Raw genomic sequence first — 19,790 nt, 5'->3', positions numbered from 1 at the left:
CCTCGGTTCCCGGCGTTCCGACCTTTCTCGTGGAGTGATCACGAGGGGTCGGTTCGCCACGCTGCGTGCACCGCTGCGAGGTGAAGGTGTCCCCGACGCTGCGTCGGCCGGCCACGAGGGTCACCGCGTTTAGTCCTCTAAATGCGGAATTCCGCACGGTAGCCGTGTTACTTGGCGACATCACCCTTCAGTGGTCAATGCGACCGGTTCATTGTCGCTTAAAATTACGAACACACGTTCGATCAGATTTGGTATTATCGAGAGGTGTCCGAGACCTTCCTTCCCGAACTCCCGCAGGAGTTGTGGCGTGCCGGCAAGTTGGAGCTTGGCCATGGCGTGCAGCAGTCCTTGCAGGTGATCCGGGTGGCTTCCGCCGCGTTGGGGCGGTTTCTGGCGGAGATTGAGTCTCGCGGTCCGAAAGACTTGTACGGCTATGGTTCCACGGTGTCGTGGTTCGCCGATGTCGCGGGATTGACCCGAGGTGAGGCGGGTCCGATCGTGCGTCGCGCGATCGCACTGAACCCGACCCGCGCCTTGGACGGTACGGAAATTCCGGCGTTCGCGCCCGCCACCGCCGCGGCCGCTGCTGATGGGGCGATCGGAAAACACCGCATCGATCAGATCCTGGAGTTCCTGAAGAAGATCCCGGCGGAGGTGTCTCCGGAGGATCGGGAGTGTGCGGAAAAGATCCTCGCTGATCTTGCTCGCGAGGCCGGGCCGAGACAGCTCAGACAGGCCGAAGAAAACCTGCTGGCCTGGCTCGATCCTGACGGCAAGGAGCCGAAGGATCCCGAACCGGCCCAGCCCGCGCGGGAAGTCACGCTGGAACGCCGCAAAGACGGCTTCTGGAAACTGACCGGCCTGCTGGATGACGAACTCGGTGCCCGCACCGCTGCCGTTCTCGATGCCTACGCCAAACCACGCCCGGTCGACGAGTTCGGCCAAGCGGACCCGCGCACCAAACCGGAGCGCCAGGGTGACGCCTTCGCCGAGATCTTGGATCTGGCGATCGCGTGCCCGGATCAGCCCGGCACCTCCGGGTATCGGACGATGGTGCATGTCACTGTCGGTCTTGAGGAGTTGAAGTCCGGGATCGGGACCGCGTGCCTGGACTTCGTCGGCCAGATCACCGCCCGCGAAGCACGACTCGCCGCCTGCGACTGCCTGATGCTGCCGGTAGTGATGAGTGCCGCTGGTGAACCCCTCGACATGGGGCGCTTGAGACGGTTTGTCACTCCCGGGCAACGACGAGCGCTGAACATCCGGGATCGAGGCTGTGCCTTCCCCGGCTGTCATCGGCAACCTAAGCACTGCCACGCTCACCATATTGATCACTGGGCAGACGGGGGACACACCGACCTCCGGAATCTGACCCTGCTGTGCGGCTTTCACCATCGCTTGATTCACCATGGGGATTGGGAAGTCCGGATGGCCCCCGACGGCCTACCGGAGTTCACACCGCCGCAGTATTTGGATCCGTTACGAAGACCCAGGCGCAACACGCTTCATCGCGCCGCCGCCTAACCCCGCATCACCCGAGGAGCCCGCCAGCCACGTAGGCGACGGGCCCCTCGACATGCCCACAGACCGTCACCGAGCCATGTGCCATTATTCGAGACAGTGCGAAATCTGGGGTCCTTTATGGACGTTCTATTATCGAGTGGTAAGGCAAAGGTGTCGTTGCCGACACCTCGACGGCACATTCTCCCGAAGCCGTCTCTGCCGCTGCTACTCATGTCGCGAGAGCCACTTTCGCAACACCTCGTCGAGGCCCCCCGACCGATATGCCCAGTGCTCGTCGATCGAGAACACGTAGCCGAGTCCCCCGGACCAGCCCAGCTCATCACCGGCCCCGATCGACCCAGCTCGCTAACATGCGACGCATGGCCATCAAACTCGAGAACGTCGGCATCACCGTTCACGACCTCGAAGCAGCGATCTCCTTTTTCACCGACCTCGGTCTCACGGTCATCGGCCGTGACACGGTCAGCGGTGAGTGGACCGACACCGCCGTCGGCCTTGACGGCAACCACGCCAAAATCGCGATGCTCCAGACTCCAGACGGGAACGGTCGCCTGGAGCTCTTCGAGTACATCCACCCCGACGCGATCGAGACCGAGCCCACTCGCCCCAACGAGATCGGCATGCACCGCGTCGCCTTCTCTGTCGACGACATCGACAAAGCTCTTGAGATAGCCGCGAAACACGGATGTCATCCGCTTCGCGGCGTGGCCACCTACGAGGATATCTACAAGCTCACCTACCTCCGCGGCCCCAGCGGCATCCTCGTGATGCTCGCCCAGGAGCTGAAGAAGAACTGACCAATTAAGCCGGAGGTCGCCCGCCCGGCCGGGCAGATCGAGGCCCACCCAGTCACCGGAGACCAGCACGAGCCGTAGCGAAGGGACCGAAGGCGCGACGACCAGCAGCATGTCCAGCAGCGCGGGCACGGTGTTCCAGATCGTCACCCCGTGCTCGGTCACCAGCTCGTGCCAGCACCGCGCGTCGCGGCGGGCGTCCTCGTCGATCGTGACGATGGCGCCACCCGCCGACAGCAGGCCGAAGACGTCGTACACCGAAAGGTCGAAGTCCAGCGCGGACACCGCGAGCCCCCGGTCGTCCCGGCCGACGTCGAAGCGTGCGTTGAGGTCGTCGATGGTGTTCAACGCCGCCCGATGGGTGATCTCGACCCCCTTCGGCTCGCCGGTCGAGCCCGACGTGAAGATCACGTACGCCAGTTCGTCGGGATCGGGGATCGCCGGGGCGGAGAGCGGCGCGAACGACATCGCGGCCGTCGGCACGACGGCGACGGCCGTGCCTGCCCGCGACGTGTCGTCGGTGATCGCCAGCCGGGCGTCCGCCAGTTTCAGGATGCGGTTGCGTCTCGCGGGTGGCTGGTCGACGTCGATCGGCACGTACGCGCAGCCCGCGGCGAGCACCGCGACGATCTGCTCCGGGCCCTTCGGCAGGACGACCGCGATCCGGTCGCCGGGTTTCGCTCCCTGGGCGATCAGCGCGGACGCCATCCGCAGAGCACGCTCCGCGAACCGGCCGACGCGATGAACACCGCGGCCGACCGCGGCTGAGGAATAATTCCCGGCGAACGATGTCCGGTCGTGTCCGGTGGCTCCGACGTCTCCGGTGAGAAGGCACCGAGGCGGTGCCTGCCGAGAGGAGAAGCCATGAAGTACATGATCATGATGTTCGGGTCGCAGCACGATCTCGAAACCATCAGCGGCAGCTGGAGCGCCGACGACGTCACCGCGCTGCACGAGTTCATGGCCAAGTGGAACAACGACCTGGTCGAATCCGGCGAGTTCGTCGACGCGCAGGGCCTTTCCCAGCCCGCCCACGCCCGCCGGATCTCCCTGCGCGACGGCGCGCCCGTCGTGACCGACGGACCGTATGCCGAAACTCAGGAGGTCCTGGTCGGTTACACGACCGTCGACTGCGCGAGCTACGACCGCGCGACCGAGATCGCGGCCAAGCTGGCGGCCACCCCGTATCCGGAAGGCACCGACCTCGGCCGGGCGTGGTACGTCGACATCCGGCCGTGCGCCGACAGCTTCGAAGAACTGGAGCTCTAGTGCCGGACAGCGGCGTCGAGGGTCTGCTGCGCGAGTTGTCGCCGCAGGTCCTCGGCGCCCTCGTCCGCCGCTACGGCCATTTCGACCTGGCGGAGGACGCGACGCAGGAAGCACTGCTCGCGGCCGCGACGCAATGGCCGGGCGAAGGGCTGCCGGACAATCCGCGGGCGTGGCTCATCACAGTCGCCTCACGACGGCTGACGGATCTGCTCCGCGCCGAGCAGGCACGGCGCCGTCGCGAGGACACCGTCGTCCAGTGGACGTTGCCGGAGGAGCACCTCGCCCCCGCGGCGGACCGGCGGGCGGCCGACAGCGACGACACGCTCATCCTGCTTTTCCTGTGCTGCCACCCGTCCCTGTCGCCGGCGTCGCAGATCGCGCTGACCCTGCGGGCGGTCGGCGGTCTCACCACGGCGGAGATCGCGCGGGCGTTCCTGGTCCCCGAGTCGACGATGACCCGGCGGATCAGCCGCGCGAAGACCGGCATCAAGACCAGCGGTGTCCCGTTCGGCATGCCGCCGGACGCCGATCGCGCGGCGCGGCTCGACGCGGTGCTCCACGTGCTGTACCTGATCTTCAACGAGGGCTATGCCAGCACGTCGGGACCGGACCTGGTGCGGAGCGAGCTTTCCGCCGAAGCCATCAGGCTGGCCAGGGTCGTCCACCGGCTCTTGCCGGACGACAGCGAGGTCACCGGGCTGCTCGCGCTGATGTTACTCACCGACGCCCGGCGTCCGGCGAGGACGGCTCCGGACGGCACACCGATCCCGATGTCCGAACAGGACCGAAGCCGTTGGAACACCGAGTACATCGGCGAAGGTGTCGCGCTGTTGTCCGAAGCGCTGCCACACGGGCCGACCGGACAATTCCAGATCCAGGCGGCGATCGCCGCGCTGCACGACGAGGCCCCGCGCGCCGAGGAGACCGATTGGCCGCAGATCGAGGCCCTGTACGAACTTCTGCTGCGGCTCTCCGACAATCCTGTGGTGGCGCTGAACCACGCCGTCGCCGTCGGGATGGCCCGAGGTGCGCGAGACGGGCTGGCGGCAGTGGAAAAACTCGGCGACCGGATCTCCGACGACCACCGGTTCCACGCCGCGAGAGCGCATCTGCTCGAAATGGCCGGAGACACCGCCGAGGCCGTCGAGTCCTATGTGGAGGCCGCGCGACGGGCGACCGGCCTGCCGCACCAGCGTTATCTTCATGGCCGCGTCGCCCGGCTGCGCGAGATCGTGAGTGGCGATCCGGGTTATTGAGGGGTAAGTCAAATGTGTCGTGGCGTGGGGCCGGTGTCGCTCCCGTGTACGCGTTCTTCTGGTAGCGAAAGCCTCCGGTCGTGAAGTACATGAAGGCCCCCTTCCTTGCGCTAGGCACCAACGAAGGGGGCCTTCATGTACTTCGGCAACACGCTAGATCCGGGTCAGAACCCGAATCGCCCCTCACGAGGTGCCTAGCAGCTGAGCAGGAGCCCGGTGATCGCGGTGCAGGTCGACGACGCGGTGTTGTTGGCCGCGTTCGGGTCGGCCACGGAACTCTGCACGATCTTCGCGGTCGTCTTGACCGGTCCGAGGGTCAGCAGTCCGGCGGCCACCGAGAACTTGGCCGTGGCGCCGGCACCGACCGCGAGCGACGAGAAGTCACAGTTGACGACCTTCGTGCCGCTCGGGTTCGAGCAGGTGGACGAGCCGGTGAAGCGCAGCCCGTTGCCGAGGGTCGACGCCACCCGGATCCCGGACGCCGTCGCCGGGCCCGCGTTCGTGACCTTGACCGTGTACTCGACCGACGACGTCAGTATTCCGCGCGGGGACGCGGTCAGCGTGACGCCGAGGTCCGCGGTGCTCGGGACGTCGGTGATCGTCAGCACGGGACCGTCGAGGATCTCGAAACTGTAGTTGTCACCGACGAACTGGTGCTGCAGGGTGACATTGCCCAGCGGCGCGTCGTCCTTGACCCGGAAGGTGAACAGCACGGTCTTGCTCTGACCGGGCGTCACGGTGCCGACCCCGCCGCGGATACTGCCGCCGAGCATGTCGCAGGCGAACGCGCCGGGACAGGACACCAGGTCGACGATTCCGGGCAGCGAGGATTCCTTGCCGTAGAGCGTCGCCTTGCCACCTTCGATGGTCGACGTCGCGTCGGCGTTGTAGACGGTCTGCGAAACGGCGAATGTCTGTCCACGTTGGATAGTGGTCGGCGAGACCTCCACCGCGCTCGTCGGCGGGGCCGCGAGAGCGGAGGACGGCGCAACTAGCATGATCGTGGCCACAGCGGCCACCAGAGACAGAAGTGAGGCTCTTCGAAGCTTCATCGGTTCTCACTATTCCGGTCGGGGGGCGTCGCGCCGATCGGTGCGGACAACGATCAGTCGCCGAGGAACGGACATTCGTTACCGCTGTCCCCGCCAAGTGGGCCCGAAGGCCTCACCCGCTCGGAGTAACGGCGTCACATTTCCCTCGAGAATCCCCCCGAGATCGTGAGCGGGGAGGCGCACCCATCTCCAGCAGGTCCAGGTCGGTCATGGCGACATCGTGCCGGCTCCACGCAGTGCCGGAAGCAGATTCGCCTCCTCGTAAGCGAAATGCTCTTCGAGTCCCTTCGCGACCCGTTCGAACTCCTCGCGCAGGGCGGCGCTTTCGAGTTCTCCCTCGCCCTGAAGCAATTCATCGAGGTCGAGCAGCGCACGGGACACGGCTTTGTGCTCCTCGCGCAGCCTGTTCAGCGCCGGCGCGAGTCCGGGATGGGCCTTTTCGATCGCGGTGAACGCACCGTCCTCGCGGATGTGGTGCATACGCAGGCCGTTGCAGAAGGTCACGCAATGACCGAGCAGTTCGCGCCGCAGCGCCTGCCGTTCCGCAACCGGCCCGCCGTCGAGTTCGGCTCGCGCGTCCGCGAGCGCCTTGCGAAGTTCGCCGTGATGGACGAGCAGCTGATCGGCGATCGCCCGCCCACGGGCGGCGTCGATCTCCAGCGGATACAGCGCGACACCCCGCTCCCGGCCGTCGAACGGCACGGCACGCGCGGCCTGCGGGACCTCGTCGACCTCGAGTGTCGCTTGTGGACTGACCAGGAGGTCGTCGTACCACCGCGAATCAGCGTCCGACGCCGACACCAGGTACCGGCTCCCATCTCGCCGATAGGTGACAGTGGTCGTACGCGGACGTCCCGTCTCGGCGTCCGCGGTGGTGATCAGCAACTTTTTCACGGCACTCCCCAGGTATCATCACACCGAAAGCTATTTTGCTTTGCAAGCAAAGCCTCTTTGCTCGCAAAGGTATCCAGGAGGGTGCCCGGTGTCAACCGAGGACATGGAAGTCGACGACGCCGTCCGGGCCTTGCTGCTGCTCATGCCGCGGATGGTCGGACGCGCGAAGCGGATCAAGATCCCCGACGAGCTCCAGTCGCTGTCACTGGCGCCGCGTCATCTCTCGCTACTGTCGTACCTGCTCTTCGACGGACCGATGACGGTGAACGAACTGGCCGAACGGCTCGAAGTGGCCCCGACGACGGTGAGCCTGATGGTCGGTGAACTGACGAAAAAGGACGTTCTCGACCGGCGCGAGGACGAGGCCGACCGGCGTCGCCGGATCGTCGGCATCACCGAGCGGATGCGGCCGGCCATCGACGGATGGCTCGCGCGGGGCGCCAGGGCCTGGCAGAAGGCACTCACCCCACTGACCCCGGCGCAACGCCGTTTGTTCATCGATACGCTGCGGGCTTACGAAGACGGGCTCGCCGATTAGAGGCCGATCTCCGCTCGCGAACCGTTTCAGCCGGTGATCCGCACGGTGACCTGGTTGTCGGCGTAGGTATAGGCCACGTAATCGAATTCGACGCCGGTACGTTCGACGTATTCCAGCCACGCCTTGTGTTCGTGACGCTGCCAGCCGGGATAATTGAAGAACTCGTCGAAGTGCACGATGCTGCCCGGTCGCAGTCGCGGACCGGCCAGGTCGAGCACGGTTTTCGCCGAACTGTACAGATCGCCGTCCACGTGCAGGAAATCGACGACGCCTTCGTGTTTTTCGAGAAAACCGGGCAACGTGTCGGCGAAGAGGCCGACGACGAGTTCGGCGCCGGGGACGTCCGGCAGGTCGTCACGCGCGAACGAACCGGCGGGCATCCCGTTGAGCCAGTTCTCCGGCAGCCCCTGGAACGAGTCGAAGCCATAGGTCTCGGCTCCGCCGCGCGCCTTGGCGATCACGCGGAGCGTATTTCCCGTCGCCACACCGAATTCGAGGGCCATTCCCCCCGACGGGGCAAGGGAAAGCGCGTATGCGAGAGTCTCTTGTGGACGGGCGAAGTGCCGGGTCCCGGTCAGGTGTTCACGAGCGAACCGGTTGCTGTCCCGCGCCGCGTCCTGATCGCCGGCGTAGATGATGTCGCGACGGCTCCGGATTTCGAACTCGATGACGCGGTCGTAACAGCGATCCCCTTGCCGGACGATCTCCGCGCGTAATTCCGCGGCGACCCGGTTCAGTTCATCGGTATAGGGATCGTGGAATCGCCGGGCAAGCCGGTGCAGGCCCCGGCCGAGTGTGCCTCGAGCCGATCGACTCAAGGTCTTCAGGGCCGAGTGAGGTACCAGGTGACGCATTCCGGGACGATACACCAGCACCATTCGAGTGAACGGGTCCAGAACACCGGAGCCGGTTTCGTTGCGGTAACCGAGGGGTCCGCTCCTACCATCGCGTTCGTCGCCGGTGTTCGAGGGCCGGCGCGGAAAAAGGAGTGCGATGAGCAGGATCGTCATCTTCGGGGCAGGCGGACGTGGCGGACGCCGTGCCGTCACCGAAGCCGTCAGCCGAGGGCACCAGGTGACCGCCGCCGTCCGGGATCCCCGCCGCCACGCGGATCTCGCCGGGGACAACGTCACCTTGATCGCCGCCGACGTCACGGTCGCGGACGACGTCGCGAAGGCCGCCGCCGGGCACGACGCCGCGATCAGTTCCATCTACCGCGCGGATCTCCCGTCCCAGGTGTACTACCCGGCCGCCGCACGCGCGCTGATCGACGGCCTCGGGCGGGCGGGGGTCGCGAGACTGGTCGTCGTCGGCGTCGGATCGGCGCTGGAGATCGCACCGGGTGTCGCGTTCCACGACCAGCCGGGCTGGCCGTCGGCGCACCGCGAGTTCTCCCTCGGGCACACGGCGGAACTGGAGGTCCTCCGTACGTCCGGCGACGGGCTGGACTGGGTGGTCATCGCGCCGCCGCCCGCGATGATCGACGAACACGCCGACCGCACGGGCGAATACCGCACCGGGGACCACCGGGTGCTGCCGCGCGCGGAGGACGCGGGACCGTTCTCCTACGCGGATCTCGCGGTCGCGCTGATCGACGAGATCGAACGGCCGGAACACTCGCGGTCGATGGTCGCCATCGACCACTGACCTGATGCGCGTGAAGGTCCCCTTCCCTCGGCTGACCCCAGGGGCCCGGCAAAGTCGCATAACTGCTGGTCGGCTCCGCCGCTAGAGCGGGACAGGGCGAACGTGCCGTGGTGGCCCCGGCGGGAGCGGGCTCACGCAAAAGGCCTCACCCGGCTTCTGACCGTCTATAAGGGACACTTTTCGAGTCAAATGTGCCCGATTTGGGAGACTTGCACGGTTTTGAGAGGGGGTCATGAGTGATTTGAGTCGTTCTATTGAGGGGTAAGGCAAAGGTGGCGTGGTGGGTGGCAAGTCCGTGAAGGCCTCCTTGAGGGACTCTGGGTCCCTCAAGGAGGCCTTCACGGACTTCAAGACGGGACGTTGATGTCACAGCCGTCCCACTGTCACCAGGGATCACGCCTGACGGTAGTGAAGGGCTCCTTCACTACCGTCAGCGTAGGCAAGGAAGCCTTCACCACCAGGGAAACGCGTAGGCAGCAGCGACCACAGCCCGCGACACGACACGTTTGACTTACCCTCAATAACCCTCATTATCACTCACGACCTCGCGCCGAAACGTACATAGCGGCATCAATCGGACATCTCATCGCCCGGTGGTGTCCCTTGTGGACATTGAAACCTCTCCGGCGTCCAGAACCAGGCCTGCCCTACCTCCGCTCGCCCTTGATCCACCACCGATGCGTCCGGCCCCGCGACAGTGCAGAAATAGTCGACCCACCTATGCGACTTTGCCGGGCCCCTGCGGCTGACCCGAGGGAAGGGGACCTTCACGCGCTTGGGGGCCTGAGCGCTACCGCTCGGGCGTGTCGCCACCGTTCTGCTGCTCGGCGAGGAAGCGCTCGAACTGGGTGCCCAGCTCCTCCGCGGTCGGCATGTGCTCGACCGACTCCGCGAGCAGGCTCTCCTTGCCGGACGCCTCCATGAACGTGTCGTACTGCCGCTCCAGCGCGCGCACGACGTCGGCGACCTTGTCCGACTCGGCGACCTGGCGGTCGATCTCGGCGTCCGCCTCGCGCGAGGCCTCCCGCAGATCCTCGTCCGGCAGGTTCAGCCCCGTCGCCCTGGCGACCGCCTCGAGCAGGTGCAGCGCCGCACTGGGGTACGTCGACTCCGCCAGGTAATGCGGCACGTGCGCGGCGAACCCGGCCGCGTCGTGCCCCCACTCGCCGAAGCGGAACTCCAGCAACGCGGCGACGCTGCCCGGCACCTGCATCCGGTTGGGCAGCGGACGGTGTTCGCCGACCAGTTCGTCCCGCGTCGCGTGCGCGGTCACGCCGAGCGGGCGGGTGTGCGGCGCGCCCATCGGGATGCCGTGGAAACCGGTGGTGAGCCGGACGTCCCAGCGTTCGACCAGCCCGCGCACCGCCGCGCAGAACCGCTCCCAGTCGTGGTCCGGTTCCGGGCCGGTGAGCAGCAGGAACGGCACGCCGTCGGCGTCGTGCAGCAGGTGGACGACCAGTTCGGGGGCGTCGTAGGCCTCCCAGTGGTCGATGGCATAGGTCATCATCGGGCGCCGCGAGCGGTAGTCGATGAGGCGGTCGACGTCGAAGCGCGCGATCACGCGGTGCTCGGAGGAGTTCAGGAGGTGCTCGGCGACGAGCTTGCCGGCCGAACCCGCGTCCATGAATCCGTCGAAGTAGTGCAGGAGCACGGCCCCGCCGAGGTCAGGGACGTCCGAGTCCACCTCGTACAGGTCCTCCGGGTCCAGCGCCACCAGATCCTCCAGCTTTCGTGGTTACAACCGTCTATGGGTGGCAACGCCCCGATAGGGGGCATCCATTCCGCCGTTGGTGGCCGAGATCCTATCCGGGCCGTGACGGTTGTCGTGGGCAGTCCGCCTCGGGGTGGGGCAGGGTGGAGGGGTGACAGAGGAGACAGCACCGCCTGAACGGCTCACCCTGCGCCCGCCCGCCAACCGGGTCAGCCGTCGCGCCATCGGGTACTGGACCGTGTGGGCAGCGGTCGGCTGGGCCGTGCTCATCGGCGTCCAGGCGGTGTTCGTGCTCACCAGCGACGACGCGCCGACGTGGCTCACGGTGACGCTGCTGATCTCGTGCGTGCTCGCCCCGCTGCATCTGCTGGTCATGCCGCAGTGGCGGTACCGGATCCACCGCTGGGAGGTCACCGGCGAGGCCGTGTACACCCAGGAAGGCTGGCTCAAACAGGACTGGCGGATCGCGCCGATCTCACGGATCCAGACCGTCGACATCGAACGTGACCCGGTCGAGCAGCTGTTCCGGCTGGCGAAGATCACCGTGACCACGGCGTCGGCCTCGGGTCCGGTGAAGATCGCCGGTCTCGACCACACCGAAGCGCTGGCGCTGGCCGCGGAACTCACGAAGACCACTCAAGCCACCCCTGGCGACGCGACATGACCATCGACACGGCTCCGGAAGCCGAACTGGAGCAGTGGCATCGCCTCGACCGCCGGATGCTGCTGATCCGGCCGGTGCTCGACGTCGTCAAATCGCTGCCGGTGCTGATCGGGACGGTGATCCTCGGCCGGGGCAACGGCTGGGAGTGGATCGGGCTGGGCATCACCGCGGTGACCGTGCTGGTCGGGATCTCGCACGTGCTCACGTCGCGGTATCGCGTGGCCGACGGCCAGGTGGAATGGACGACGGGCCTGCTGCTGCGCAAACATCGCGCCATCCCGCTGGACCGCGTGCGCACGGTCGACGTCACCTCGGAACCGAAGCACCGCCTGTTCTCCCTCAGCGCCGTGCGCATCGGCACCGGACGGCATTCGCACGGCCAGGGCTCCGACCAGCTGGTGCTCGATGCCGTCAGCGCGACCGAGGCGCACCGGCTGCGCACGGTTCTCCTGCACCGCAAGGAAGTCGTCACCGAATCCGAGTCCTCGCCGCCGCCGGAGCAGGTCGTGGCGGAGGTGGACCGGAAATGGCTTCGGTACGCGCCGTTCACGCTGTCCGGGCTCGCCGTGGTGGGCGCGGTGTTCGCCACGGTCTGGCATTTCGCGCATCAGCTGGACATCGCGCCGGAGAACGTCGGCCCGCTGCGGGAACTCCTCGACGGGCTGGCCGGTACCGCGGTCTGGCTGATCGTCGTCGTCGCGGCGGCCGTCCTGCTGGTCGTCGTCTCGCTGCTGTCCATTGGCGGCTACGTCCTTTCGTTCTGGAACTTCAAGCTCACCCGGGAAACGGAGGGCACCTTGCACGTCCGGCGCGGGCTGATCACCACGCGTTCGGTGTCCATCGAAGAGGACCGGCTTCGCGGCGTCGAGGTGAAGGAACCGTTGCCGCTGCGGATCGCGGGCGGGGCGCGGCTCATCGCGATCGCGGGCGGGCTGCGCGAGGGCAAGGGCGGGGACAAGGGCGGCGGTCTCCTGCTGCCGCCCGCGCCGGTCGGCCGGGTCCACGAGGTCGCGGCCGAGGTGCTGCGGGAGAACTTCGACCCGGCCACCGTGCCGCTGAACCGGCATCCGAGGCGCGCGCTGACCCGGCGGCTCACCCGGGCCGTCGGCGGCGTGCTGATCCTCGCGGCGGCGCTGTTCGGCCTGGCGTGGATCGATTTCCTGCCGGGCTGGATGTGGCAGGTCGCGCTCGGCCTGGTGCCGTTCGCCGCGCTCGTCGGCTGGGATCGCTACCGCAATCTCGGCCACGCGATCGTCGGGCGGTACCTGGTCAGCCGCTCCGGTTCGCTGGCGCGGGCGACCGTGGCGATCCGGCGCGAAGGGGTCACCGGGATCGTCGTCAGCCGCTCGTTCTTCCAGCGTCGCGCCGGGTTGATCACCGTGACCGCCCCGATCGCGGCGGGCAGGGGCGGCTATCAGGTGGTCGACGTCGGCGAATCGGCCGGACTGGCGATGGCGGAGCAGGCCGCGCCAGGCCTGCTCACGCCGTTCCTGCGACGCACGGCTAGCGATAACCGGTGACGTCCGCCGGTTTGCCCGGGTCCTGGACCTCGACGAGATAGCGCCAGCAGTCGGGACGGCTGCCGTCGAGGTCGGTGAATCCGTATTCCTTCGCCAATTCGCCGCTGGAAACCGATTTCCCGTTCCGGCGGGTCACCTCCGGGTCACCGGCCAGTGCCGCGACCGCCCGGCCGACGAACGCCGGGCTTTCAGAAATGGCGAAATGCGGCTGCACCTTCGTCGCGTCCCGCCAATTCTCTTCGGTGACCCGATAAGCGTCGAGCATCGCCTCGGAACGCAACCAGCCCGGCGTGACCGCCACCGCGGTACCGCCGTACGGTTCCAATTCGTGGCCGAGCGCGAACGCCATCCGATTCACCGCGGTCTTGGCGAGATCGTAGAAGAACGAAACCCGGTAGTTGCCCGAGTTGTACTCGGTGGTCCCGTCGTTGACCTCGACGACCAGCGCGCCCGGTTCCCTGATCATGAGCGGGAGCGCGAAATGGCTGGTGATGGCGTGCGTGTCGATGGCGAGCCGCAAGGTCCGCAACCCGGTGTCCAAAGTGGACTCCCAGACTGTTTTGTTCCATTCGACGGGTGCCCCGTAGATGTCGTTGACCAGGACGTGCAGCGCGCCCTGCTCGGTGTCGATCCGTGCCACCAGCTCACGGACTTCCACTGCCTCCAAATGGTCTACCGCGACCGCGATCCCACGTCCGCCCGCTTCGTCGACGAGCGCCGCGGTCTCCTCGATCGTCTCCGGGCGGTTCATTTCCGATCTGCCCGGTCAATGGCTTTTCCATGATTCGAACCTAGCAAGAAGTCCGCTTGTTCATGGACCAAAGACCCTGGTCCGCAATTCACACAATGTGCTACTTTCTTGACTCTTTGTGATTGCCCCGGCGAGAGGTCGAGATGACGACTGCCGCACGATCCCTGGACGCCACCACTCCCCCGAAACGCACCCCCGGCGCCAGCAGTTCACGCAAAGTCCTGCAACTCCTGCTTTCGTTCTCCGAACGCCGCTGTGACGCGAGCGTCGCCGAACTCGCCGAGAGGATCGGCACCCCGGTCGCCACGACGTACCGTTATGTCGCGCTGCTGAAGGAACTCCAGCTTCTGGAGGAGGGCAAGACCGGCCGTTATCACGTGACGAGCCAGGTGATGCCGCTCGCGCGGGCCGCCCAGCTCGCCAACGACCTCGCGCGGCTGGCGCGTCCGACGATGGAAGAAGCGGCGCGCGAACTGGGCGAGACGGTCCTGCTGTTCCAGCATTTCGGCGATTCGGCGGTCTGCGCGGACCGGGTCGAATGCGAACGCGCGATGCGGTTCACGTTCCAGCCCGGCCATTCCGTCCCGCTCGGCGCCGGCGCGTCGGGCAAGATGCTGCTCGCCATGCTGCCGGAAGGCGAACGCGAGAGACGGCTTTCGTCGATCACCCAGCGTCGCGGCCCGAGTGTGCGGGAAGAGGTCAAACGCGCCGGTGTCAACCGATACGCGGTCAGCTGGGGCGAACTGGACGACGGCGTCTGGTCGTGTTCGGTGCCGATCCCGAGCACCGGGCACCGGCCCGCGGTGCTGAGCCTCGCCGCCCCGGCCACCCGGATCGGCGACGACGCGAAACGCGCCGCCATCGTCAAGCTCCAGTCGTACGCAGGCAGGATCCACCGGGCCGTTTCGTCGTTTTCCCTCTGACGCGGCGATAATTCGCGCGCGCCCGGTGACGGCGGCGAGTAGAACTGGAGCCGTGGTCCGACTCGCCGTCCCCGAAGACCTGCCCGCGCTCCAGGAGATCGAACGCGCCGCGGGCGAACCGTTCCGCGCGCTCGGCATGGCCGCGATCGCCGACGACGACCCGTTTTCGCTCGCGGAGCTCGCGGTCTACCAGAACGACGGCCGGGCCTGGGTCTGTGACGGCGACGACGGACCGGTGGCGTATCTCCTCGCCGAGGTCGTCGACGGCCACGGCCATGTCGAACAGGTGTCGGTCCATCCGGACCACGCGCGGCAGGGCCTCGGACGGCGGCTGATCGAGCACGCCGCGGACTGGGCGGCACGGGAAGGTCTCGCGGGGCTGACGCTGACGACGTACGCCGAGGTGCCGTGGAACGCGCCGTACTACTCCCGGCTCGGCTTCGTGACACTCGGCGAACAGGATCTCACCGACGGATTGCGGGCCATCCGCGCCCACGAAATCGCCCGTGGGCTGGACGCCTGGCCGAGGGTGACCATGCGGCGATGACGGCTCGGCCACACTGAATCCATGGATTACGTCGGCCAGGTGCCCGCCCCGCCGCTCGACCGGTTCATCGACGACATCTACTGCCTGACCGGGGTCCCGCGCCATCGCCGGATGAACGTCCCGCCCATGCCGTCGGCCCATCTGTTCCTCAATCTCGGCGAGCCGGCAGGCCTGTGGGATTCCGATCCGTCGGTGCCGTCGGCCGTGTTCTCCGACGGATGCTTCATGGGCGTGTGGACCAGGCGTTTCCTCGTCGAATACCCGGCACGGGTGCGGCTCGTCGGGGTGCATTTCAAACCGTGGGGGATCTCGCCGTTCGTCTCCGTGCCGCCCGCCGAACTGCGGAACCGATGGGTGCCCGTCGACGCGGTCTGGCGACGCTCCGTCGACCGGATCGGCGACCTCGTCTCGCCGACCGCGACCTTGCGGGCGGTGGAAGACGAACTGCGATCGCGACTCGCCGAAGCACCTTCACGCGGCCTGGAACTGGTCCAGCACACAGGCGGGCGGTTGGAGACCTCCCACGGCGCCGTCGCGGTCGGCGCGCTGACCGAGGCCGCCGGAGTGAGCGTCAATCACCTGGCCGCGCAGTTCAAGGCTCATGTCGGGATCACACCCCGAAGCGGCTGGCCCGGAGCTACCGGTTCGCCCGGTTGATCAATTCCGTGGACACCCTGCGCCCGATCGACTGGTCGGAGTACGCCCACGCGGCGGGATACTTCGACCAAGCCCACTTCGGCAAGGAGTTCAAGGACTTCACCGGCCACACCCCGACGGAATACCTGGCCCTGCGTCGCCGACGAGCCGGAAAGATCGGAAGCGAACACGCAAGAGACTCGAGGAGACGCTGTGGGCTCGGTAATCATGCACAACGTGGTGTCGGTGGACGGCTTCATCGCCGACAAGAACGACGACGTCGGGTCACTCCACGAGTGGTACTTCAACGGGGACACCCCGATCGAGGGTGACGACGAGTTCGACCATTCCGGATCCGGGAGCCCCTTCAAGGTTTCGAAGGCGTCGGCCGAGTACGTCCGGTCGACGTGGACTGCGATCGGCACGATCGTGATGGGCCGCACCTTGTTCGACCTGGTGAACGGCTGGGCGGGGCGGCCGCCGACGGGCGACCACGTGGTCGTGGTGTCGCACCGGCCCAAACCCGAGGGCTGGCACCCCGAGGCGTCCTACCATTTCGTCGACGACGTGACGGCGGCCATCGACAAGGCACAGGAGCTCTCAGGAGACCGGCTCGTCGCCGTGAACGCCGGCGACGTCGGCGGTCAGATCCTCGCTGCAGGCCTCGTGGACGAAGTGGCGATGGACGTGGTGCCGATCGTCTTCGGCTCGGGGAAGCGCTACTTCGGCCGCATCGACGGTCAGCATCTGCTGGAGGATCCGCATGTGGTCATCCAGGGCGAAGGGGTCCTCCACCTGCGGTTCAAGGTGCGCCGCTGACCCAGGGATACCCCGGGCGGGGGACTCGATTGGCCACCTTTATCGAACATGTGTTCTACTGTGCGCGCCGGCCCCGGAGGGGGAAGCTCCGCGGGCCGGCACCGGAACGACAGGAGGCACGGATGGCGGTCAAAATCACCCATCTCACCAATGGCCAGCAGGTCCGCTTCGCCAACGCGGACGGCGCCCGGCGCTACGCCGAGATCATCGGTGGCGGGGTCGACAAGTGGCGGTTCACCGTGGTCGGCGGGCATGAGTTCCCGGAAATGTCGGGGCGGGTCGTCAACGTGCCGGTATGGCGGATGACTTCCAGGTGATGCCGCCCCGCCGCGTTTCGTCCTCTGATCGCGGTACTTGCACACGCAAGGACTCTGGGCGGGACTTGCGGCGGCCTAAACCAGCCGGTCCAGTGCGCGAGGCAGGGCCGAGGCGAGCAGGTCCAGTTCGGCCTCCCCCGCGATCAACGGCGGTGAGACCGCGATCCCCTTCGCCAGGTTCCGCACGAGGACACCCTCCTCCCGAGCCGTCCGCTGCAGCCGGTTCGGCGCGCCGGCGTCGGAGGAGAGGAAGTCGCTTTTCAGTTCCACCGCGGCGAGGAAGCCGAGCCCGGCCCGCACCTCGGCGACCAGCGGATGCGACGCCAGTCCGGAAAGCGCGTCCGCCAGCGGTTTCTCCAGTTCCCGGCCGCGTGGGATGAGCCCGTCACGCTCGTAGATGTCCAGCGTCGCGTTCCCCGCGGCGCAGGCGACCGGATGTCCCGCATACGTCGCGCCGTGCCGCAGCACCGGCGCGCCCGGCTTGCCGGTGAAGAACGGCTCGGCCACCCTCGGCGCGACGATCAGCGCGCCCAGCGGGATCGTCCCGCCGGTGATGCCCTTGGCGGTGGTGATCATGTCCGGTTTCACGGCCCACCGGTCGATCCCGAACCAGGTCCCCAGCCGCCCGAAAGCGGCGATCACGCAGTCCGCGACGAACAGCACGCCATGCTTGCGGCAGATCTCGGCGACCGTCTCGATGTACCCGTCCGGCGGCAGCAGGACCCCGCCCGCGCCGATCACCGGTTCGCAGAAGAAGGCCGCGACCCGCTCCGGACCGACCCGCTGGATCTCCGCTTCGAGCGCTTCGGCGCTGTCGTACGGCACGTGCGAGATGTCCCCCGGCAGCGGCCCGAAGCCCGCCGCGTTGGCGGCGATACCGCCGACGGCCGTGCCGAAACCGTGGGTGCCGTGGTACCCCTGCGTCCGCCCGATGACGTGCACCTTCTCCGGCCGCCCGGTGTGCGCGAAATGCGACCGGGCGATCTTGACCGCGGTGTCGATGACGTCACCGCCACCCGAACCGAAGAACACCTTCGAGCCCGGTTCCGGTGCCAGCGCGGAGACCCGCTCGGCGAGTTTCAGCGCGGGCTCGTTGGCGTTGTAGCCGAACAGGTTGTACGAATCGAGCGTCCGCAACTGGTCCGCGACGGCCCGCGCGATCTCCTCGCGCCCATGCCCGAAGTTCGCGTACCAGAGCGAGGCGGTCGCGTCGAAGTACCGCTTCCCCTCGTCGTCCCAGACGTAGGAACCCTCACCGCGGGTGATGACCAGCCGGTCGCCGTCGACCGCTCCCATGTCCGCGAAAGGGTGCCACAGCGGATTGTGCGCGGATGCCGACGACACCATGTCTTCCTCCTTGTGTTCGTGCCCCCATCCTCACCCGGATCCGGCCGTGACGCGAACACTCCATCGTGCACACTTCGCGCCGCGAACCTGTCCGGTCTGTCACCGGCGGTCGTAAGCCGCCAGCAACTGCTTCTCCGCGTCCCGTAGGTACTTCTCCAGCGCCGTCTCGGCGGGCCCGAACCGGCCTCGTTCCAGATCGCGCACGATCCGCTCGTGCCGCTCCAGGAACGGCTCGAAGAACGCGCGCGTGTTCTCCGCCAGCACGAAGAAGAGCCGCGTCTCCGCCAGCACCTGACGCATCGTCGTACTGACCCGCTCACTGCCTGCCAGATCGCCGAGCGCCTGATGGAACGCGATGCTCGCGGTCCCGACGGCCTGCCAGTCTCCTTCGTCCGCCGCGGCATGACCTTTCCGTACCGCCTCCACGACGTCGGAAAGATCCACAGTGGACAGTTCGGACGCGCGGCGCAACGCACCGCATTCGGTGACCCGCCGCATGACGTAGAGATCCGAAATGTCCTGCGCGGTCAGCTCCCGGACGAACACGCCGCGGTTGAGTTCGTGCACCGCGAGCCGCTCGTGGGCCAGCAACTGGAACGACTCCCGCAAAGTGTTGCGCGAGACGCCGAGCGCGGCGCTGATCGACGGCTCGGAAAGCCGTGACCCCGGCGGGAAGACACCTTCGGTGATGCGCTGGCGAAGGATCTCGGCGACCCGTTCGGCTGTCCCGCTCCGTTCGAGCAGGGGCCGGTCACGGGCCAGCGTCTCCTCGGCGGCAGGAGTGGGCATGGCGTTACCTGACACCGAGTTCGAAGTCGAGACTGTACCGGTTTCCCGGCATGGCACCGGCGGCCTTGGCGCCGTCGATCGGGAGCGCGACCCCGTTGATGAACCGGGATTCGTCGCTCGCCAGGAAGACGACGGCCTTCGCGACCTCCCACGCCTCGCCGACCCGCGCGGCCGGGGTGCTCGCGGTCAGCTGGTGTTGTTTCGCCTCGAATTCCTCCGGCGAGGCAAGGACTCCGCGCAGCATGTCGGTGTCGATCGCGCCCGGGTTGACCGTGTTCGCGCGGATCCCTTGATGCGCGTGCGCGACGGCGATCGATTTCATCATGCCGACCAGCGCGTGTTTGGTGGCGTTGTACACCGGGTCGCCGGGGCGGCCCATCACGCCGCCGTTGGACGACGTCGTGACGATGCTGCCTGCCTTCCGCTCGATCATATGCGGCAATACCGCCCGCGTGCCAAGGAACGCGGCGCGGACGTTCACCGCGAAGATGTTGTCGAATTCCGCGAGCGTGGTGTCGGACAGGGGCTTCCCCAGGTGGATGCCGACGTTGTTGAACAGTACGTCGATCCGGCCCGCCTCGGCGAGCACGCCGCGTACGAAGTCGTCGACCTGTTCTTCGTCGGTGGCGTCCAAAGTGGAATGCCGGACGTCTTCGACGGGCTCGGCGAGTTCGCGGATATCGCTGGAGAACACGGTCGCGCCCTCGGCGACGAACTCCTTCACGGTGGCGAGACCGATACCCCTCGCCCCGCCGAAGACCACCGCGACCTTACCGGCCAGCCGACCCATGC

20 protein-coding genes and 2 pseudogenes are annotated in these 19,790 nt (G+C 67.2%); 13 read left to right on the top strand and 9 right to left on the bottom strand.

Annotated features, from left to right (window positions below):
* The first annotated feature begins 264 nt into the window (after positions 1–264).
* Together ACZ7KI_RS07475 and ACZ7KI_RS07470 are read left to right on the top strand one after the other, a co-directional pair.
* A complete protein-coding gene (locus ACZ7KI_RS07475) occupies positions 265–1,524 on the top strand; it encodes an HNH endonuclease signature motif containing protein (protein WP_470272348.1) in 1,260 nt (419 codons plus the stop codon).
* Positions 1,525–1,883: 359 nt separating this feature from the next.
* On the top strand, positions 1,884–2,321 hold the full coding sequence (locus ACZ7KI_RS07470) for a VOC family protein (protein ID WP_470272347.1): 438 nt from the start codon (positions 1,884–1,886) through the stop codon (positions 2,319–2,321).
* 84 nt (positions 2,322–2,405) lie between these two features.
* On the opposite strand, the pseudogene ACZ7KI_RS07465 reads toward ACZ7KI_RS07470, so the two are convergent.
* Positions 2,406–3,026 (bottom strand): annotated as a pseudogene (locus ACZ7KI_RS07465) (AMP-binding protein); the annotation flags it as partial.
* Positions 3,027–3,182: 156 nt separating this feature from the next.
* On the opposite strand from ACZ7KI_RS07465, the gene ACZ7KI_RS07460 reads away from it, so the two are divergent.
* Entirely contained in the window at positions 3,183–3,587 is a 405-nt protein-coding gene (locus ACZ7KI_RS07460; protein ID WP_470272346.1) for a YciI family protein, read from the top strand.
* On the top strand, positions 3,587–4,843 hold the full coding sequence (locus ACZ7KI_RS07455; RefSeq protein WP_470272345.1) for an RNA polymerase sigma factor: 1,257 nt from the start codon (positions 3,587–3,589) through the stop codon (positions 4,841–4,843). The genes ACZ7KI_RS07460 and ACZ7KI_RS07455 overlap by 1 nt, the downstream gene beginning before the upstream one ends.
* Before the next feature lie 194 nt (positions 4,844–5,037).
* On the opposite strand, the gene ACZ7KI_RS07450 is transcribed toward ACZ7KI_RS07455, so the two are convergent.
* Positions 5,038–5,853, bottom strand: a complete 816-nt coding sequence (locus ACZ7KI_RS07450; RefSeq protein WP_470272344.1) for a hypothetical protein — start codon at positions 5,851–5,853, stop codon at positions 5,038–5,040.
* 249 nt (positions 5,854–6,102) lie between these two features.
* Positions 6,103–6,789, bottom strand: a complete 687-nt coding sequence (locus ACZ7KI_RS07445; protein ID WP_470272343.1) for a nitroreductase/quinone reductase family protein — start codon at positions 6,787–6,789, stop codon at positions 6,103–6,105.
* Positions 6,790–6,892: 103 nt separating this feature from the next.
* Between ACZ7KI_RS07445 and ACZ7KI_RS07440 the strand changes: the two genes are divergently transcribed.
* Positions 6,893–7,327: a MarR family transcriptional regulator gene (locus tag ACZ7KI_RS07440; protein ID WP_470272420.1), complete on the top strand. Its 435-nt coding sequence runs from the start codon at positions 6,893–6,895 to the stop codon at positions 7,325–7,327.
* 26 nt (positions 7,328–7,353) lie between these two features.
* Here the strand turns inward: ACZ7KI_RS07440 and ACZ7KI_RS07435 are convergent, their stop codons facing one another.
* Positions 7,354–8,337 (bottom strand): class I SAM-dependent methyltransferase, encoded by a 984-nt coding sequence (locus ACZ7KI_RS07435; protein WP_470272342.1) that lies wholly within the window; start codon positions 8,335–8,337, stop codon positions 7,354–7,356.
* Here ACZ7KI_RS07435 and ACZ7KI_RS07430 point away from each other — a divergent pair.
* Complete coding sequence (locus tag ACZ7KI_RS07430) at positions 8,321–8,974, top strand: NAD(P)-dependent oxidoreductase (RefSeq protein WP_470272341.1); 654 nt, start codon at positions 8,321–8,323, stop codon at positions 8,972–8,974. The genes ACZ7KI_RS07435 and ACZ7KI_RS07430 overlap by 17 nt on opposite strands.
* A 790-nt stretch (positions 8,975–9,764) precedes the next feature.
* Here ACZ7KI_RS07430 and ACZ7KI_RS07425 read toward each other — a convergent pair.
* On the bottom strand, positions 9,765–10,688 hold the full coding sequence (locus ACZ7KI_RS07425) for a proteasome assembly chaperone family protein (RefSeq protein ID WP_470272340.1): 924 nt from the start codon (positions 10,686–10,688) through the stop codon (positions 9,765–9,767).
* Positions 10,689–10,794: 106 nt separating this feature from the next.
* Here ACZ7KI_RS07425 and ACZ7KI_RS07420 point away from each other — a divergent pair, with 106 nt between their 5' ends.
* Together ACZ7KI_RS07420 and ACZ7KI_RS07415 are read left to right on the top strand one after the other, a co-directional pair.
* Positions 10,795–11,349, top strand: coding sequence for a PH domain-containing protein (locus ACZ7KI_RS07420; RefSeq protein WP_470272339.1), 555 nt, complete (start codon positions 10,795–10,797; stop codon positions 11,347–11,349).
* Complete coding sequence (locus tag ACZ7KI_RS07415) at positions 11,346–12,869, top strand: PH domain-containing protein (RefSeq protein WP_470272338.1); 1,524 nt, start codon at positions 11,346–11,348, stop codon at positions 12,867–12,869. The genes ACZ7KI_RS07420 and ACZ7KI_RS07415 overlap by 4 nt, the downstream gene beginning before the upstream one ends.
* On the opposite strand, the pseudogene ACZ7KI_RS07410 reads toward ACZ7KI_RS07415, so the two are convergent.
* Positions 12,853–13,629 (bottom strand): annotated as a pseudogene (locus tag ACZ7KI_RS07410) (SDR family oxidoreductase); the annotation flags it as partial. The gene ACZ7KI_RS07415 and the pseudogene ACZ7KI_RS07410 sit on opposite strands and share 17 nt — an antisense overlap.
* Positions 13,630–13,763: 134 nt before the next feature.
* Between ACZ7KI_RS07410 and ACZ7KI_RS07405 the strand changes: the two are divergent.
* The 5 genes from ACZ7KI_RS07405 (at position 13,764) to ACZ7KI_RS07385 (ending at position 16,862) form a co-directional block, all read left to right on the top strand.
* Positions 13,764–14,543: an IclR family transcriptional regulator gene (locus ACZ7KI_RS07405; RefSeq protein ID WP_470272337.1), complete on the top strand. Its 780-nt coding sequence runs from the start codon at positions 13,764–13,766 to the stop codon at positions 14,541–14,543.
* Positions 14,544–14,595: 52 nt separating this feature from the next.
* Positions 14,596–15,090, top strand: coding sequence for a GNAT family N-acetyltransferase (locus tag ACZ7KI_RS07400; protein ID WP_470272336.1), 495 nt, complete (start codon positions 14,596–14,598; stop codon positions 15,088–15,090).
* Positions 15,091–15,111: 21 nt separating this feature from the next.
* Positions 15,112–15,747, top strand: a complete 636-nt coding sequence (locus ACZ7KI_RS07395; protein ID WP_470272335.1) for a DUF6597 domain-containing transcriptional factor — start codon at positions 15,112–15,114, stop codon at positions 15,745–15,747.
* Positions 15,748–15,939: 192 nt separating this feature from the next.
* Complete coding sequence (locus ACZ7KI_RS07390) at positions 15,940–16,545, top strand: dihydrofolate reductase family protein (RefSeq protein WP_470272334.1); 606 nt, start codon at positions 15,940–15,942, stop codon at positions 16,543–16,545.
* 122 nt (positions 16,546–16,667) lie between these two features.
* Positions 16,668–16,862, top strand: coding sequence for a hypothetical protein (locus tag ACZ7KI_RS07385; protein ID WP_470272333.1), 195 nt, complete (start codon positions 16,668–16,670; stop codon positions 16,860–16,862).
* A 75-nt stretch (positions 16,863–16,937) separates the two neighbouring features.
* Here the strand turns inward: ACZ7KI_RS07385 and ACZ7KI_RS07380 are convergent, their stop codons facing one another.
* From ACZ7KI_RS07380 to ACZ7KI_RS07370, 3 genes are all read right to left on the bottom strand, one after another.
* Entirely contained in the window at positions 16,938–18,209 is a 1,272-nt protein-coding gene (locus ACZ7KI_RS07380) for an aminotransferase family protein (protein WP_470272332.1), read from the bottom strand.
* A gap of 99 nt (positions 18,210–18,308) precedes the next feature.
* A complete protein-coding gene (locus ACZ7KI_RS07375) occupies positions 18,309–18,998 on the bottom strand; it encodes a GntR family transcriptional regulator (protein ID WP_470272331.1) in 690 nt (229 codons plus the stop codon).
* A gap of 4 nt (positions 18,999–19,002) precedes the next feature.
* Positions 19,003–19,788: an SDR family NAD(P)-dependent oxidoreductase gene (locus ACZ7KI_RS07370; protein WP_470272419.1), complete on the bottom strand. Its 786-nt coding sequence runs from the start codon at positions 19,786–19,788 to the stop codon at positions 19,003–19,005.
* Positions 19,789–19,790: the final 2 nt, after the last annotated feature.

It is taken from the genome of Amycolatopsis sp. NPDC039088 (assembly GCF_055598845.1).
The sequence above is the reverse complement of the archived record's forward strand: the minus strand, read 5'-3'. Positions and strand labels throughout refer to the sequence as shown.

Bases quoted from the DNA above. Each gene is read 5' to 3' on its own strand.
- ACZ7KI_RS07415 (WP_470272338.1), top strand. From the start codon at position 11,346: ATGACCATCGACACGGCTCCGGAAGCCGAACTGGAGCAGTGGCATCGC.
- ACZ7KI_RS07460 (WP_470272346.1), top strand. From the start codon at position 3,183: ATGAAGTACATGATCATGATGTTCGGGTCGCAGCACGATCTCGAAACC.
- ACZ7KI_RS07375 (WP_470272331.1), bottom strand. From the start codon at position 18,998: ATGCCCACTCCTGCCGCCGAGGAGACGCTGGCCCGTGACCGGCCCCTG.
- ACZ7KI_RS07435 (WP_470272342.1), bottom strand. From the start codon at position 8,337: ATGACGATCCTGCTCATCGCACTCCTTTTTCCGCGCCGGCCCTCGAAC.
- ACZ7KI_RS07430 (WP_470272341.1), top strand. From the start codon at position 8,321: ATGAGCAGGATCGTCATCTTCGGGGCAGGCGGACGTGGCGGACGCCGT.
- ACZ7KI_RS07370 (WP_470272419.1), bottom strand. From the start codon at position 19,788: ATGGGTCGGCTGGCCGGTAAGGTCGCGGTGGTCTTCGGCGGGGCGAGG.
- ACZ7KI_RS07385 (WP_470272333.1), top strand. From the start codon at position 16,668: ATGGCGGTCAAAATCACCCATCTCACCAATGGCCAGCAGGTCCGCTTC.
- ACZ7KI_RS07380 (WP_470272332.1), bottom strand. From the start codon at position 18,209: ATGGTGTCGTCGGCATCCGCGCACAATCCGCTGTGGCACCCTTTCGCG.
- ACZ7KI_RS07470 (WP_470272347.1), top strand. From the start codon at position 1,884: ATGGCCATCAAACTCGAGAACGTCGGCATCACCGTTCACGACCTCGAA.
- ACZ7KI_RS07395 (WP_470272335.1), top strand. From the start codon at position 15,112: ATGGATTACGTCGGCCAGGTGCCCGCCCCGCCGCTCGACCGGTTCATC.
- ACZ7KI_RS07405 (WP_470272337.1), top strand. From the start codon at position 13,764: ATGACGACTGCCGCACGATCCCTGGACGCCACCACTCCCCCGAAACGC.
- ACZ7KI_RS07440 (WP_470272420.1), top strand. From the start codon at position 6,893: ATGGAAGTCGACGACGCCGTCCGGGCCTTGCTGCTGCTCATGCCGCGG.